The organism is Aestuariivirga sp. (assembly GCF_046294715.1).
Classification (GTDB): Bacteria; Pseudomonadota; Alphaproteobacteria; order Rhizobiales; family Aestuariivirgaceae; genus Aestuariivirga.
This window is the reverse complement of sequence record NZ_JBKBKI010000001.1, coordinates 31,085-43,217: the sequence shown is the minus strand read 5'-3', so window position 1 is coordinate 43,217 and position 12,133 is coordinate 31,085. Positions and strand designations below refer to the sequence as shown.

Here is a 12,133-nt window from a genome sequence, read left to right as displayed (position 1 = left end):
AACCTGCAGCCAGAAGGCTTCGCCGGAACAAGGAGGCTTTTTCCCATGACCCACATGACCCTCGCCCGCAGCTATCTCGGCGTGAAGGAGGCGAAGGGCTCCGCCGATAACCCGAAGATCATTGAGATGTACCGCACCGTCGGCCACCATTGGGTGGAGCATGACGAGGTCGCCTGGTGCGCCGCCTTCGTCGGGCACTGCCTTGAGAAGGCGGGCTTCACCTCGACGCGCAAGCTCAACGCACGCTCCTACCTCACCTGGGGCGAGAAGGTCGCTGGCCTCGAGCAGGCAAAGGAGGGTGACGTCGTCGTCTTCACGCGCGGCACATCCGCCGCGACCGGCCATGTCGCCTTTTTCCTCAAGGCAACGGGCAGCCAGGTCGAGGTGCTGGGCGGCAACCAGTCGGACGGTGTGACCATTGCCCGATACGCGAAGTCGCGACTGCTCGGCATCCGGCGAACCATGCGCACCGATGCGGCGCAGCAGCCCGAGATGAAGGTCATCCAGCAGCAGCTGAAGGACCTCGGGTATTTCGAGGTCGGCATCGTGGACGGGCACTACGGCCCCCGCACGCGTGCCGCCGTCCTTGCCTTCCGGGCCGACAATGGCTTGGGCCTCAGCCCGGATGTGGACCCTGTCCTCGTCGAGGCATTGCAACAGGCCAAGCCCCGCACCGTGTCGCGCGAGCGGGCCGAGGGCAAGCCTGATGGCTCGCGCATCGTGAAGGCGGCGGACGCCCAGATCGCCACCGGCATCGTCGGCATGGCCGGTGCCGCCGCCTCGGTCGTCGTGCCAGCCGTCGAGACCGCCGAGCGGGCGAAGGATGTGACCGAGCGCACCGTGGGAATTCTCAATCTCACCGACTGGCTGTTGCCGGTGCTGCCCTGGGCCGGTGCAGCAGTCTTCTTCGTCGTCATCCTGCTGGCGTGGAAGGCGAAGGCAGCCCGCATCGAGGACTACCGCACGGGGAAGACGCCATGATCGCCTTGTTCACTTCACTGTTCGGGGCCGCCTGGTCCCGCGTGTCGGGCTGGACGGTGCTGGCAGGCGGCCTCGCCGCGGCACTGGGAATCGCCTGGTTTAGGGGCAGGGCGGCAGGAACGGCCGCCTGGGAAGCGAAATGGCAGGCGGCCCGGGACAGGGCCATCCGGCAATCAGGGGAGATCAGGCATGACGTTCAAAACAGCAGCGATCCTGCTCTCGATCGCCGTCTCGACCGCTGGATGCGCGACTGACCCGCGGTTGAAAGGCGACTGCGACTGGGCCCAGCCCATTCGGCCTTCCCGAGCGGACGTGCTTACCCGCCAGACGAAGGAACAGATCCTCGCCCATAACGAGGCTGGCGCCAAGCTCTGCGGGTGGCGCCGATGAGCGTCTCGGTGCCCGACGGACCGGCCATCGTCGCGGGCTATGAGTACCGGCTGCAGCTCGAAGCCGACAGCCCGGTGTTTCCGACGAGCTGTGCGCTCGCGGCGCAGATCCGGGCCAAGGTCAGCGACAGCTCCGTCATCGCGACGCTGACCACCGCGAACGGAGGCCTCGCGCGGATCTCGGATACCGTCGTCGAAATCACCATCCCGGCCGCCGCCACGGCCAATCTCCCGCCGGGCAGCGCCGTCATGGACATGGTGCGCACCGATCTCGATCCGGACCGGCATCTGAACTTCATCCTCGAGATCCCCGTCATCCGGCCCGTCACGCGGGGGCTGTGATGGCGGAGAAAATCGAACTCGCACCCCATACCGGCCCGATCCGCATCCGGGTATCAGGGAAAGAACAGGTCAAGGTGCGGGTGAGCAGCGTGCCCGTCGCCGTCAGGGTGCTTGGCCTGCCGGGGCCGTCAGGCAAGCCGGGAGCACCCGGACCGGTCGGACCGCCTGGCGCACCCGGCAATCTCGAGTCGGGCATTGTGTTGGATGGCGGAAACTTTTGACTGCTGACTGACAATACGCAGGCTACTTGGTGGTCAGCGCGCCTCACAGGGAACTCGCCTGCTATGGTCCAATGGCCTTACCCGCTTGTGAGCGCGTCGTGGCGCTGGAGAGGCTCAAATAAGTTCGAGCCAGTCATCACGAAGTTTTCTGCAGGCCGACCCGCTTTTGCAGCTCGGCAGTAGTGTTCCTTGACGGATAGGGAGCCTCCGGGACCGGAACACCCAGATGAGCGCACAGCGGTTCCCACCCGTCCCCGGGATTGTGCACCAGCAAGCGGTTTTTCGGGACCATGGCTATGACCGCCGCCACGTTTGCCTCATATGCCGCGATCATCTGGGCGCGATCGGCGGCTCGATCGCCAAATGCCTTCTCGATGATCCTGACCCCGACCGATTCGCGGTCCTGCGCGCTCTGGACATAACGCAGAATGGTGGCCTCGAAGCTGGTCCACCAGCTTTCCGGATCGCGCCAGGTGAGGATCACGCGGGCCTGGGGATAGAAGGGCACGAGTTCGCGCCAGTAATGAGCCGATGGCCAATCCACGCAGGACCGGTAGCCCTCAAAGAGCGCCGGCCAGTCGGGCACATCGCTGTTCATGAATTCACGCCATCGCGCCTTCATCAGCGGATTGTCCGTTACTTCGAACATGTGGTGGCAGGGGCCGAACCCCAGGATGTTCAATGCCTCTCGCATCGAATCCGTGCCTGTCCGGCCGAAGCCGGTGCCGATTACCTCGAGTGCCATGGCCGTCTTCCTTCCCAAAAGTCCGGGGGCATTCCCGCCGAGTGGCGATGCCGGCGCCGGGGCAATTGCTCTGAGACCTCCACCCGGCATCGCGTGCGCCACGCTGCATCTGTAGCCAGAAAGGACCGTAACGGCCATGGCAAATGTCATTCGCATCAAGCGCCGCGCGTCGGGCAATGCCGGGGCGCCTGCGTCCCTCAAGTCCGCCGAACTGGCCCACAACGAGCTCGATGGCACGCTCTACATCGGCAAGGGCGACGACGGCGCAGGCAACGCCACGACGATCGTGGCGCTGGCGGGCTCGGGCGCCTTTGCCGATCTCTCGACCACCCAGACCCTTGGTGGAGCCAAGTCCTTCTCGATTGTTCCCAAGTCAGCTCAGGACGCATCCGCCGGTACCGATCTCGTGCGCAAGAGCCAGGTCGATACGCTGCTGGCGGCAAAGGCGCCGCTCGCGTCTCCAGTCCTGACCGGCACCCCCACAGCGCCCACCGCAGCCGCCGCCACCAACACCACCCAGATAGCCACCACTGCCTTCGTGCAGGAGGCGCTGTCGGGCGCCGGCGCAGGCGACATGTCGAAGTTGGTCTATGACACCACCGACAACGGCAAGGTGGATGTCGCCGAGGTGGCGGAGGCCGTGCCGTGGACGGGCGTCACGGGCAAGCCCTCGACCTTCACGCCCGCGACGCATGGCCATGCCACCTCGGACATAGCCGGGCTCGATGTGGCGCTGGATGCGAAGGCCCCGCTGGCCTCTCCCGTCCTCACCGGCGTACCGACGGCTCCCACCGCCTCAGCCGGTGCAAACAGCACGCAGATCGCCACCACGGCCTTCGTCGCTGCCGCGATCTCAGGCGTAATCAACGGCGCCCCCGGCGCACTCGACACGCTCAACGAACTGGCGGCAGCCCTTGGCAATGACGGCGACTTCGCCACCACCATCACCAATGGTCTCGCGGAGAAGCTCGCCAGGGCCGCCAACCTGTCCGACCTGACGGATGCAGCCGCGGCCAGGGCGAACCTCGGTCTCGGCACCATGGCAACGCAAAACGCCGCCAGCGTTGCGATCACGGGCGGCACCATCGACGGTACGACCATCGACGGCGGCACCTTCTAAGGCCCCGCGTGCCGACGCCAGCCGGACAGCAGCAGAAAGGGACCGGGTATGGGAATCAAGTTGAAGAGGTCGGCGGTCGCCAGCAAGGCCCCGGCCATCGCCGACCTCGAGCTGGGCGAGCTGGCCGTCAACACCTTCGATGGAAAGCTCTACCTCAAGAAGAATGATGGCGCGGACGCCGTTGTCGAGGTCGGGCCTGTCCGCGCGGTCGCCGGGAGGACAGGCGCGGTTGTCCTGGCCATCGCCGACGTTGCCAGCCTCCAGACGGCACTCGACGGCAAGCAGGAGGCAGGCTCCTACGCGGCCGCCTCGCACACCCACGCCATCGCCAGTGTGACGGGCCTGCAGGCCGCACTCGACAGCAAGGCGAATCTGGCTGATGTGCTGGGCAAGCAGACCATCAGCATTCCCACTGGCGGCATGATTGCCCGCACGACGAGCGGCGGCGCCTACGGCAAGGAAGAATCGGCCACAAACAAGGTGATGGTCGATTATTGGGCCTTTGACGCAACCACCTCGGAAGCCGTGCAGGCGCGCGTCAGAATGCCCAAGGGCTGGAACGGAGGGCCAATCGAGGTCGAGTTCCAGTGGAAGCACCCGTCGACAACCGTGAACTTCGGTGTCCAGTGGGGCGTCCGTGCCCGCGCGCTCGGTGATAACGAGACGGTGGACGGCACGTGGGGGTCGGCAGTCGAAATCGCCGATACGGGTGGCATCACAGGCAACCTCTACAAGACCGCCTTTACCCCATCCCTTGTCATCGGCAGCACTCCCGCCGAAGGCGATCTCGTGATCTTCGAGTTCTACCGCGCGCCTGCTGACGGGGCGGATACGCTGGCTGTGGATGCGCATCTCATGGGCGTCACCATCATCTACACCACCAATGCCGCGAAGGATGACTGATCGATGCTCAAGGTCAACCAGCTTGTGGGGCTGGGCGCTGGTGCCGGGAGGCCGTCGGGGCAGCAGGTCTTCCTCGTCGGTGGCGAGGCGCAGTTCGTCGTTCCCGATGGCGTCACGGAGATCAGCATCCTTTGCGTGGGTGCCGGCGGCTCTCTCGGCACGACCACGGGCATCTCGCGCGGCGGCGCTGGCGGCGGCGGCCTGTCATGGGTCAACAATGTCCCGGTGACGCCGGGTGAAACGCTCACGGTGAATGTCGGCGCTGCGGCTTCCGGCGCGGCTGGCGGCAACTCCGAGGTCTTGCGCGGGACCACGCCGCTCTGCCGCGCTGGCGGCGGCGGCACCACGGCCTCGACCACCGGCGGCTCTGGCGGCCTCGGCGGCACGGGCGACTATGCCTATGTCCAGGGTGGCGGGCGTGGCGGTGCGGGCGGAACGGGCAACGGCACGAATGACAGCTATGACGGCGGTGGTGGTGGCGCAGGCGGCTACACGGGCAAGGGCGGCGCAGGTGGCGCGGGCCTCAACGGCAGCGGTGGCGCTGGCAGCGGGGGTGGTGGCGGCGGTGGCGGCGGATGGTTCACCAGTGGCGGCGTCAACCCCGGCGCGGGCGGCGGCGTCGGCATTTACGGCCAAGGTAGTAACGGTGCTGGCGGAAACGGCGGCGCGTCCAGCAATGGCGGTGGCGGCGGCTCGGGCGGCTCGGACGGCCAGACCGCAAGCTCCACGTCCTGGGGCGGCGGCCAGTTCGGCGGCGGCGGCACGGGGGACACCAACGACAACTCACGGCTGGGCCGCAACGGCGTGGTGCGGATCCTCTGGGGGCCGGGGCGTTTCTTTCCTGACAACGCAGCGGATGTTCCGCAAGTCAGGCTCGGCAACACGGGCACGGCGACCAGCACTTCCGATCTGACGACCTACAACTTCGCCAATCAGGACTTGGGCGAGGAAGCCGATGACCGCCATGTGATCGTGTTCACGACCACTGGCGATACGGGCGCCGGCAACTTCGGCGTCTCGACGCTCAAGGTCAACGGTATCACCGCGACGGAAGCCACGGACAACGCCGGCATCAATGCCAACTGGTACATGAGTTGTGCGATACATTGCGTGAAGGTGCCGGCAGGCGGTCTCGTCAACATCGAGGTCACGCACACCGAAGCCGTCACCGGATGCCGCATCGACTGGATGGTGGTTTACGGCCTTACCTCCACAATCCCCATTCAGTCGAACAACAGCGTGTGGTCCTCCCCAACCACCACCCGAACCTTCAACCTGTGGACCCTCGACAGCAGCGTTGCGGTGGGCATGATCATCAGGGCCAACGCCGCGACGGTCGGTGTCAGCTCCTGGTCTGGCGCGCTGGACATCCCGCTTTGCGACGGACCGGCCGGGTCGAATGAAGCCGTGGCTGTTGGTTATAAACTAAACCCTGGATTTGGCGCCCCAGCGTCCGCTGCCGCAATACTCGCATCAGCGCCCTCAGCTGCGACATACGCATGGGCCACTTTCCACTAGGAGCAAACTGAATGCCTGAGTTCGCGCTTCTCATCGACGGCGAGTTCAAGGAAATCCGCCACCTCGACAGTCGACCCGCTGACATTCCGCACAAGCAGGTGAACTGGCATCCGGTCGTGCGGGAGCAGGCTGAGCCGCCCTATGTCGGTCCCGAGGGTGGCAATTGGATGATCCGCACCGCGCCACCTTCGCTGGCCGACAGAAAAGCCGAAAAGCTGGCGCTTCTCTCCGACTACCGCTGGCAGAAGGAAATGGGCGGCACCACCTTCTCGGGCTTCACGCTTGCGACCGACGCGGTGAGCCAGACCAAGTACATCGGCGCCGTGGTGGGCGCCCAGCTCGACCCAGGTGCCGTCGTCAACTGGAAGATGGCGGATGGCACGTTCGTGCCTCTCGACGCGCAGGCCATCACGGCTGTTGCCATGGCGGTGCGGGCGCATGTGCAGGCGTGTTTTGACCGGGAGGCGGAACTGCGGGCGCAGATCGCGGCGACAATAACAGTTGAAGAGATCGAGGCACTGGAGCTGAACATCGGCTGGCCGTGAGATTGAGGCAGGGTGCCGCCCACCCCGGCACAACCTCAGTTGTAGAATCCAGCGCCGGCCGACCTCCCGAACCACCTCCGGCCTACTGTATCAGCCACCTTCATCCTCCCGGACGGCGGCCGTGGCGACGGGGGGCGTGCTGTAGAGGCGCTCACCCCGGGCCGAGATCTGGACATCCACGAGATAGCGCGCGATTCCTTCCTCGCTCATGACAATGCCGAGGCCCGGCGCATCTGGGAGAAGAATTTCGCCATTGCGGTCGGGCAGAAGGTGGGTCTCGGTCATTTCGTAAGCGACAGGCTTGGGCGCGAAGGGGTATTCGCAGATCCTGTCCTCCTCGAGCCCCGCGAAGGGCTGGAGCGAGGCGCAGAGCGCCAGGTGCGAAGTAAAGGTGTGGTTCACGTAGGTAACGCCGCGCGCCGCAGCATGATCCGCCACGCGCTTGGCGGGGCCCAGTCCACCGATTCGGCCGCAGTCGATCTGGATGAAGGAGACGTGTCCATAATCGATGAGCTGTCGTGCCATGTGATAGTTGTGCGAGGCCTCGCCGCCCGCGAGCTTGACCTCTCCCGCGCGTGCCGCAAGGTTCGCATAGGCCTCATAGGCGCCGCCGAGGAAAGGTTCCTCGAGCCATCCCGCATTTACCTCCTCTAGAATGGCGATGCGTGCTGCCGCGGCGTCGACGTCCTCACGGAAGATCTGTCCGGCATCGATCAGCAGATGCCCTTCCGGTCCGAGCCCCTCGCGCGCCGCCTGCAACTGGTCGCGGTCCTGCTTCAGCGTGCCCCGCCCGAAGGGTCCCCATCCGCATTTCACCGCGCGATAGCCGTTGTCGCGCGCTTTCTTGCAGGCAGCGAGCGTCTGCTCCGGCGTGTCGCCGAATAGCTGCGAGGCGTAAGGAAGCTTGGGATAGGCCTTGTCGTAGCCCAGCAAACGGTAGGCGGGTACGCCCTTCATTTTGCCGAGAAGATCCCATAGTGCCATTTCGATGCCGGAGAAGGTGTGCGCCGCCTGCAGCAGGTCCATGCATTGCATTTCGACATCGGCGGCGAGCGCGGCGATGTCGGTTGGACTATCGATTCTCTTGCCCATGACAACGTCGCGCACCGGCTTGCAGGCGCCATGCGACATGGGGGCCACGAAGGCGGCGATGGACACCAGAGGTGAGGCCTCGCATTCACCCCAGCCCTCAATCCCACCTGCGGTGACGCGCACCAGCAGCGCATCCTGGCTCCCGTCGCCGATGTCCTCGACCTTCGGCATGGACAGATAGAAGAAATCAACCGTCTCGATCTTCATTTGGACCTCACGCGACCCGGAAGCGGGAGAGTGCCTCTTCGTTGATGGTGACGCCGAGGCCAGGCTCCGCCGGCAGGGGAATGTGGCCGTCGACGACAGGGAGTTCACGGCTGCAAAGGTCGCGCCGCAGGGCCGAGTCGGCAAGCTCCCTTGGCAGGAACTCGATGAAGGTGCAGGTGGGCGAAACCGCAGCGAGATGCGCCGAGGCTGCGATGCCGATGGCCGACTTCCAGCAATGCGGCACCACGCCGAGGCCGCGGTCGCGCGCATGGAGTCCCACCCGCTTGGCCTCGGTGAGCCCACCCACGCGGCCCACGTCGGGCTGCACCACGTCCACCGCTTTCGCATTCATGAACTCGAGGAACTCGAAGCGGGTGTTCTGCCACTCCCCCAGCGCAATCTTGACCGGCGAGGCGTGGCAGAGCCTGGCATAACCCTCGACATCATCCGACGGCAGCGGCGTCTCGACGAAATAGATATCCTGGTCCGCGAACATCGCGATTGCTCTCAGTGCTTCTTTCCAATCGGGCCAGGCATATGCGACGTCGACCATCAGCGTCATCTCCGGGCCTACGGCCTTCCTCACGTCAGCGACCATGCGGGCACATTCACGGTCATCCGGGATCTGCAGCGAATTGTGCGAGTAGGGGCCCTTGAGGCAGATCTCGAGTTTCGCCGCACGAAAGCCCAGCTTCTGAGCCGCCAGCGCCCGCTCGCGCAGCACGCGGCCATAGGTCTCGAGGTCGTCACCCTCCGGCAGTAGCGAGGCGTAAGGCACGATCTGCTGGTTAGTGGCGCCGCCCATCAGCTGCCAGCACGGTTTGCCCTCGATCTTGCCGACGAGGTCCCACAGCGCCATGTCGAGCGCGCCAATGGCGCAGATACCTAGGCCCCTCCGCCCCGTCATGGCGGAGCCGCGGTACATCTTCTCCCACAACCCTTCGACGTTTCGCGGGTCCTCGCCGATCAGCATCTCGGTGAGCCCCAGCCCCATGATGTGCGTGCCCGGCGCTTCGATCATGGCGCGGGCCACCCACGGGTTGGTGTCGGTTTCTCCGATCCCGACGTGCCCGTCGTCTGTGTGGATCTTCACCACCAGGTTGTCCTGTGCGGAGGAGCAGGCATCCGCCCGGTAGTCCGGCACGAGCAGGACAAAACATTCAACTTTCGTGATTTTCATGGGTCTGGCGGTCCTCTCTCCGCGCGTGGCGGGTTCGCTTGTCGAGCTCTTCGAGTGAATGGTGGCAGCGGATCGCATGCCCCCTCCCGCTCTGGCGCAGGGGCGGCGGCTCGGTCTGGCAGAGGCCGGCAATCTCCACCGGGCAGCGGCCCGCATAGGGGCAGCCGAAGCCGCTGGCAGTGCCAAGCACCCGGCTGCTGCGCGGCGCTCCCCCCTTCTTGAGCGGGGTGGACACGGCTTCGAGAAGCGAATGCGTATAGGGGTGGAAGGGTGGCGAGTACACCTCTTCGCGTGAGCCTATTTCCATGACTTCGCCCCGAAACAGCACGCAGACCCGGTCCGCCAGCATCCGCACCACCGCGAGATCGTGCGAGATGAAGAGCATGGCGATGCCCGTTTCGGATTTCAGGCGCTGCAGCAGGTCGAGAATGCTAGCCTGCACGGAAACGTCGAGGGCAGAGAGAACCTCGTCGCAGAGGAGGAGGTCGGGCTCGGCGATCAGGGCTCGAGCGATCGCCACGCGCTGCCGCTCGCCGCCCGAAAGCTGATCGGGGTATCGTGCGGCATAGCCAGCGTCGAGGCGGACCTCCGCAAGGGCCTCTCGGATCTTTTCGGCCCGGCCCTCGGTATTGCCTGGAAAGAAGAACTCCAAAGGCCGTGCGAGGCTGCGGCCTACGGTGGCTCGCGGATTAAGCGAAGCGTCTGGGTTCTGGAAAATGAACTGGATGAGGCGGCGCTGCTCTTGGCTTCGTTGCTTCACCTGGCTCTGAAGCTCGGCGCCCCGAAGCCGGATGACGCCAGCGGAAGGGACGAGCATGCCAGCTATGGCCCGTGCCAGCGTCGACTTGCCACTGCCGGACTCGCCCACCAACGCCAGCGTTTCGCGCTTCTGAACGTCGATAGAGACATCTTTCAGGGCCCTGAAGGCGCGCCGGCCCGAGCCATAGGTGACAGAGAGCTTCTGGACACTGAGCAGCGGCTCGGCACGTTCCAGCGCCATCTCAATCCCGCCCTTGAGAGAAGCGGGTGCGGAGTTTGGCGGGAGGTCTGGCACTCTCCAGCAGGCCGCATCGTGCCTCTCCTTCACGCGCGCCAACTTCTGCGGCTCCTCGAAGCAGCGCGGCAAAGCAAAGTCGCAGCGTGGCGCGAACGGGCACCCCTGTGGCAATCCTTCCCGCTGCAGCAGGCCCCTCAGCGGCTTCACAGCTCGGTCATCGCTATCGAGCCGCGGCAGCGCGCCGATGAGGCCGCGCGTATAAGGATGCCGCGGGTCCGCGAACAGGTCGTCTGTCGGCGCGATTTCGACCATCTGACCGGCATACATTACGCCGATGCGGTCGGCGATCTGCGACAGCAGGCCGAGATCATGCGTCACATAGAGCATCGACATGCCGAGTCGCGCGCGCAGATCCACCAGAAGGTCGACGATCTGTTCCTGAGTGGTTACGTCGAGGCCGGTCGTTGGTTCATCCAGCACCACGAAGCGCGGGTCGCAGGCGAGCGCCATGGCAATGCAGACGCGCTGCTGCTGCCCGCCGGAGAGCTGGTGCGGGTAGCGCCGCAGGAAATCATCCGTCGTCGGAAGGCCCACAAGGCCGAACATCTCCCGCGTCCGCTCTCTCGATTCTCTGCCATGTGTGCTGAGAATCTCGTCGATCTGCGCGCCCACGCGCATGCCGGGGTTAAGGGCGGTTGTCGGGTTCTGCGGCACGAAGCTCACTTCGGCGCCGCGCATGCGGTCGAGCCCTGCTCGGTCGAGTCCCAGAACGTCGGTCCCCTCCAGCGAGATCTTCCCGCTATCGGTGCGGAGGGAGCCGTGACGGAATCCCAGGAGCTGAAGCGCAACCGTCGACTTGCCGCAGCCCGACTCGCCCACGAGGCCCAAGACTTCTCCGCGCCGAATCGCGAAGCTGACGCCCTCGACGACGCGTCGCCAACCGAGGCCCTGGCGATATGAGACCGAAAGGTCCGAGACCTGGAGCAGCGGCTCGGTCATCTGGTACCCAGCTTCACGGTTCGTCCGAACACGCGCGCCAGTCCTTCGGTGAAAAGGTTCAACCCCACGACCAGGGAGGCGAGCGCCATGCCGGGACCCAGCACGGTCGAGGGAGAGACGATGATGAGCGCCCGGTTCTCGCTGATCATCAGGCCCCATTCAGGTGTGGGCGGCCTCAGTCCGAAGCCGAGAAATCCGAGAGATCCGATCAGCACCGGCGCATAGCCAGCCCGCAGCGCGAATTCAACGAGGAGAACGCTCGTGGCATTTGGCAGCAGCTCCCAGCGCATCACCGTCCATGCGCTTTCCCCCCGGAGCCGCGCCACCGTCACATAGTCCCGGGTCGCGATGTCGATTGCCGCGGCTCGTGCCATGCGCGCGATGCGCGGCGCATATACGAGCGCCACCACGCCGATGAGCAGGTAGGGATTGCCCGAATACTCGGTACCAGCCGCCGCGATGGCAATGAGCGCCAGCACGAGGAACGGAATGCTGATCAACGCCTCGAGCACGCGCTGCACAACCTCATCGACCCAGCCTCCTACATAGCCTGATAGCAGCCCGACCACCGCGCCCAGGACGGTGCCGGCCAGGGTCCCCGCCAGCGATAGGGTGATGACGATCCAGCTGCCGTGGACCACGCGGCTAAACACGTCCCGGCCGAGTTGGTCTACGCCGAAGGGGTGGTATAGGCTCATGCCCGAGAGCGGCGCCCCGGTGCCCATCTGGGAATAGCCATAGGGTGCCCAGAACGGTCCCGTCATGGCGACCGCAGCATGGCACAGAAGGATGACGCTGCCGATCCTGAAGCTCAGCGGCATCTGTCGCCAAATCAAGAGCCAGTCCCGTTTCGGCGTCGGAGTTGCAGTGAGCCCGATTTCGGCATCGCTCATC

At 65.4% G+C, this 12,133-nt stretch carries 13 protein-coding genes; 8 read left to right on the top strand and 5 right to left on the bottom strand.

The annotated features are described in order from the left end of the window. The first annotated feature begins 45 nt into the window (after window positions 1–45). The 4 genes from ACK4HL_RS00215 (at window position 46) to ACK4HL_RS00200 (ending at window position 1,933) form a co-directional block, all read left to right on the top strand. Window positions 46–981, top strand: coding sequence for a TIGR02594 family protein (locus ACK4HL_RS00215; protein ID WP_409755302.1), 936 nt, complete (start codon window positions 46–48; stop codon window positions 979–981). After that, window positions 978–1,235: a hypothetical protein gene (locus tag ACK4HL_RS00210; RefSeq protein ID WP_409755299.1), complete on the top strand. Its 258-nt coding sequence runs from the start codon at window positions 978–980 to the stop codon at window positions 1,233–1,235. Before ACK4HL_RS00215 ends, ACK4HL_RS00210 begins: the two co-directional genes overlap by 4 nt. Before the next feature lie 132 nt (window positions 1,236–1,367). Then, the gene (locus ACK4HL_RS00205; RefSeq protein ID WP_409755296.1) at window positions 1,368–1,712 is read left to right on the top strand and encodes a hypothetical protein; all 345 of its coding nucleotides are present in this window, start codon (window positions 1,368–1,370) and stop codon (window positions 1,710–1,712) included. Then, window positions 1,712–1,933, top strand: a complete 222-nt coding sequence (locus ACK4HL_RS00200) for a hypothetical protein (protein WP_409755293.1) — start codon at window positions 1,712–1,714, stop codon at window positions 1,931–1,933. The genes ACK4HL_RS00205 and ACK4HL_RS00200 overlap by 1 nt, the downstream gene beginning before the upstream one ends. Window positions 1,934–2,069: 136 nt before the next feature. On the opposite strand, the gene ACK4HL_RS00195 is transcribed toward ACK4HL_RS00200, so the two are convergent. Continuing rightward, complete coding sequence (locus ACK4HL_RS00195; protein ID WP_409755290.1) at window positions 2,070–2,678, bottom strand: sulfotransferase family protein; 609 nt, start codon at window positions 2,676–2,678, stop codon at window positions 2,070–2,072. A 136-nt stretch (window positions 2,679–2,814) separates the two neighbouring features. Between ACK4HL_RS00195 and ACK4HL_RS00190 the strand changes: the two genes are divergently transcribed. The 4 genes from ACK4HL_RS00190 to ACK4HL_RS00175 are packed head-to-tail and all read left to right on the top strand — an operon-like array spanning window position 2,815 to window position 6,764. Further along, window positions 2,815–3,798 carry a hypothetical protein gene (locus ACK4HL_RS00190; protein WP_409755287.1) on the top strand — a complete coding sequence of 328 codons (984 nt, stop codon included), beginning with the start codon at window positions 2,815–2,817 and terminating at the stop codon, window positions 3,796–3,798. Window positions 3,799–3,858: 60 nt separating this feature from the next. Beyond that, entirely contained in the window at window positions 3,859–4,701 is an 843-nt protein-coding gene (locus tag ACK4HL_RS00185; protein ID WP_409755284.1) for a hypothetical protein, read from the top strand. 3 nt (window positions 4,702–4,704) lie between these two features. Beyond that, window positions 4,705–6,219, top strand: coding sequence for a hypothetical protein (locus ACK4HL_RS00180; protein WP_409755281.1), 1,515 nt, complete (start codon window positions 4,705–4,707; stop codon window positions 6,217–6,219). A gap of 11 nt (window positions 6,220–6,230) precedes the next feature. Next, window positions 6,231–6,764, top strand: a complete 534-nt coding sequence (locus ACK4HL_RS00175; RefSeq protein WP_409755278.1) for a DUF4376 domain-containing protein — start codon at window positions 6,231–6,233, stop codon at window positions 6,762–6,764. Between the two features lie 90 nt (window positions 6,765–6,854). Here the strand turns inward: ACK4HL_RS00175 and ACK4HL_RS00170 are convergent, their stop codons facing one another. The 4 genes from ACK4HL_RS00170 to ACK4HL_RS00155 are packed head-to-tail and all read right to left on the bottom strand — an operon-like array spanning window position 6,855 to window position 12,132. Further along, window positions 6,855–8,063 (bottom strand): mandelate racemase/muconate lactonizing enzyme family protein, encoded by a 1,209-nt coding sequence (locus ACK4HL_RS00170; RefSeq protein ID WP_409755275.1) that lies wholly within the window; start codon window positions 8,061–8,063, stop codon window positions 6,855–6,857. A gap of 7 nt (window positions 8,064–8,070) precedes the next feature. Beyond that, window positions 8,071–9,243 carry a mandelate racemase/muconate lactonizing enzyme family protein gene (locus ACK4HL_RS00165; protein WP_409755272.1) on the bottom strand — a complete coding sequence of 391 codons (1,173 nt, stop codon included), beginning with the start codon at window positions 9,241–9,243 and terminating at the stop codon, window positions 8,071–8,073. Beyond that, window positions 9,224–11,239, bottom strand: a complete 2,016-nt coding sequence (locus ACK4HL_RS00160) for a dipeptide ABC transporter ATP-binding protein (protein ID WP_409755269.1) — start codon at window positions 11,237–11,239, stop codon at window positions 9,224–9,226. Before ACK4HL_RS00160 ends, ACK4HL_RS00165 begins: the two co-directional genes overlap by 20 nt. Continuing rightward, window positions 11,236–12,132: an ABC transporter permease gene (locus ACK4HL_RS00155; protein ID WP_409755266.1), complete on the bottom strand. Its 897-nt coding sequence runs from the start codon at window positions 12,130–12,132 to the stop codon at window positions 11,236–11,238. The genes ACK4HL_RS00160 and ACK4HL_RS00155 overlap by 4 nt, the downstream gene beginning before the upstream one ends. Window position 12,133: the final 1 nt, after the last annotated feature.

Excerpts from the sequence above, each read along its gene's own strand:
- ACK4HL_RS00215 (WP_409755302.1), top strand. The coding sequence starts at position 46 with ATGACCCACATGACCCTCGCCCGCAGCTATCTCGGCGTGAAGGAGGCG.
- ACK4HL_RS00210 (WP_409755299.1), top strand. The coding sequence starts at position 978 with ATGATCGCCTTGTTCACTTCACTGTTCGGGGCCGCCTGGTCCCGCGTG.
- ACK4HL_RS00205 (WP_409755296.1), top strand. The coding sequence starts at position 1,368 with ATGAGCGTCTCGGTGCCCGACGGACCGGCCATCGTCGCGGGCTATGAG.
- ACK4HL_RS00200 (WP_409755293.1), top strand. The coding sequence starts at position 1,712 with ATGGCGGAGAAAATCGAACTCGCACCCCATACCGGCCCGATCCGCATC.
- ACK4HL_RS00195 (WP_409755290.1), bottom strand. The coding sequence starts at position 2,678 with ATGGCACTCGAGGTAATCGGCACCGGCTTCGGCCGGACAGGCACGGAT.
- ACK4HL_RS00190 (WP_409755287.1), top strand. The coding sequence starts at position 2,815 with ATGGCAAATGTCATTCGCATCAAGCGCCGCGCGTCGGGCAATGCCGGG.
- ACK4HL_RS00180 (WP_409755281.1), top strand. The coding sequence starts at position 4,705 with ATGCTCAAGGTCAACCAGCTTGTGGGGCTGGGCGCTGGTGCCGGGAGG.
- ACK4HL_RS00175 (WP_409755278.1), top strand. The coding sequence starts at position 6,231 with ATGCCTGAGTTCGCGCTTCTCATCGACGGCGAGTTCAAGGAAATCCGC.
- ACK4HL_RS00170 (WP_409755275.1), bottom strand. The coding sequence starts at position 8,063 with ATGAAGATCGAGACGGTTGATTTCTTCTATCTGTCCATGCCGAAGGTC.
- ACK4HL_RS00165 (WP_409755272.1), bottom strand. The coding sequence starts at position 9,243 with ATGAAAATCACGAAAGTTGAATGTTTTGTCCTGCTCGTGCCGGACTAC.
- ACK4HL_RS00160 (WP_409755269.1), bottom strand. The coding sequence starts at position 11,239 with ATGACCGAGCCGCTGCTCCAGGTCTCGGACCTTTCGGTCTCATATCGC.
- ACK4HL_RS00155 (WP_409755266.1), bottom strand. The coding sequence starts at position 12,132 with ATGAGCGATGCCGAAATCGGGCTCACTGCAACTCCGACGCCGAAACGG.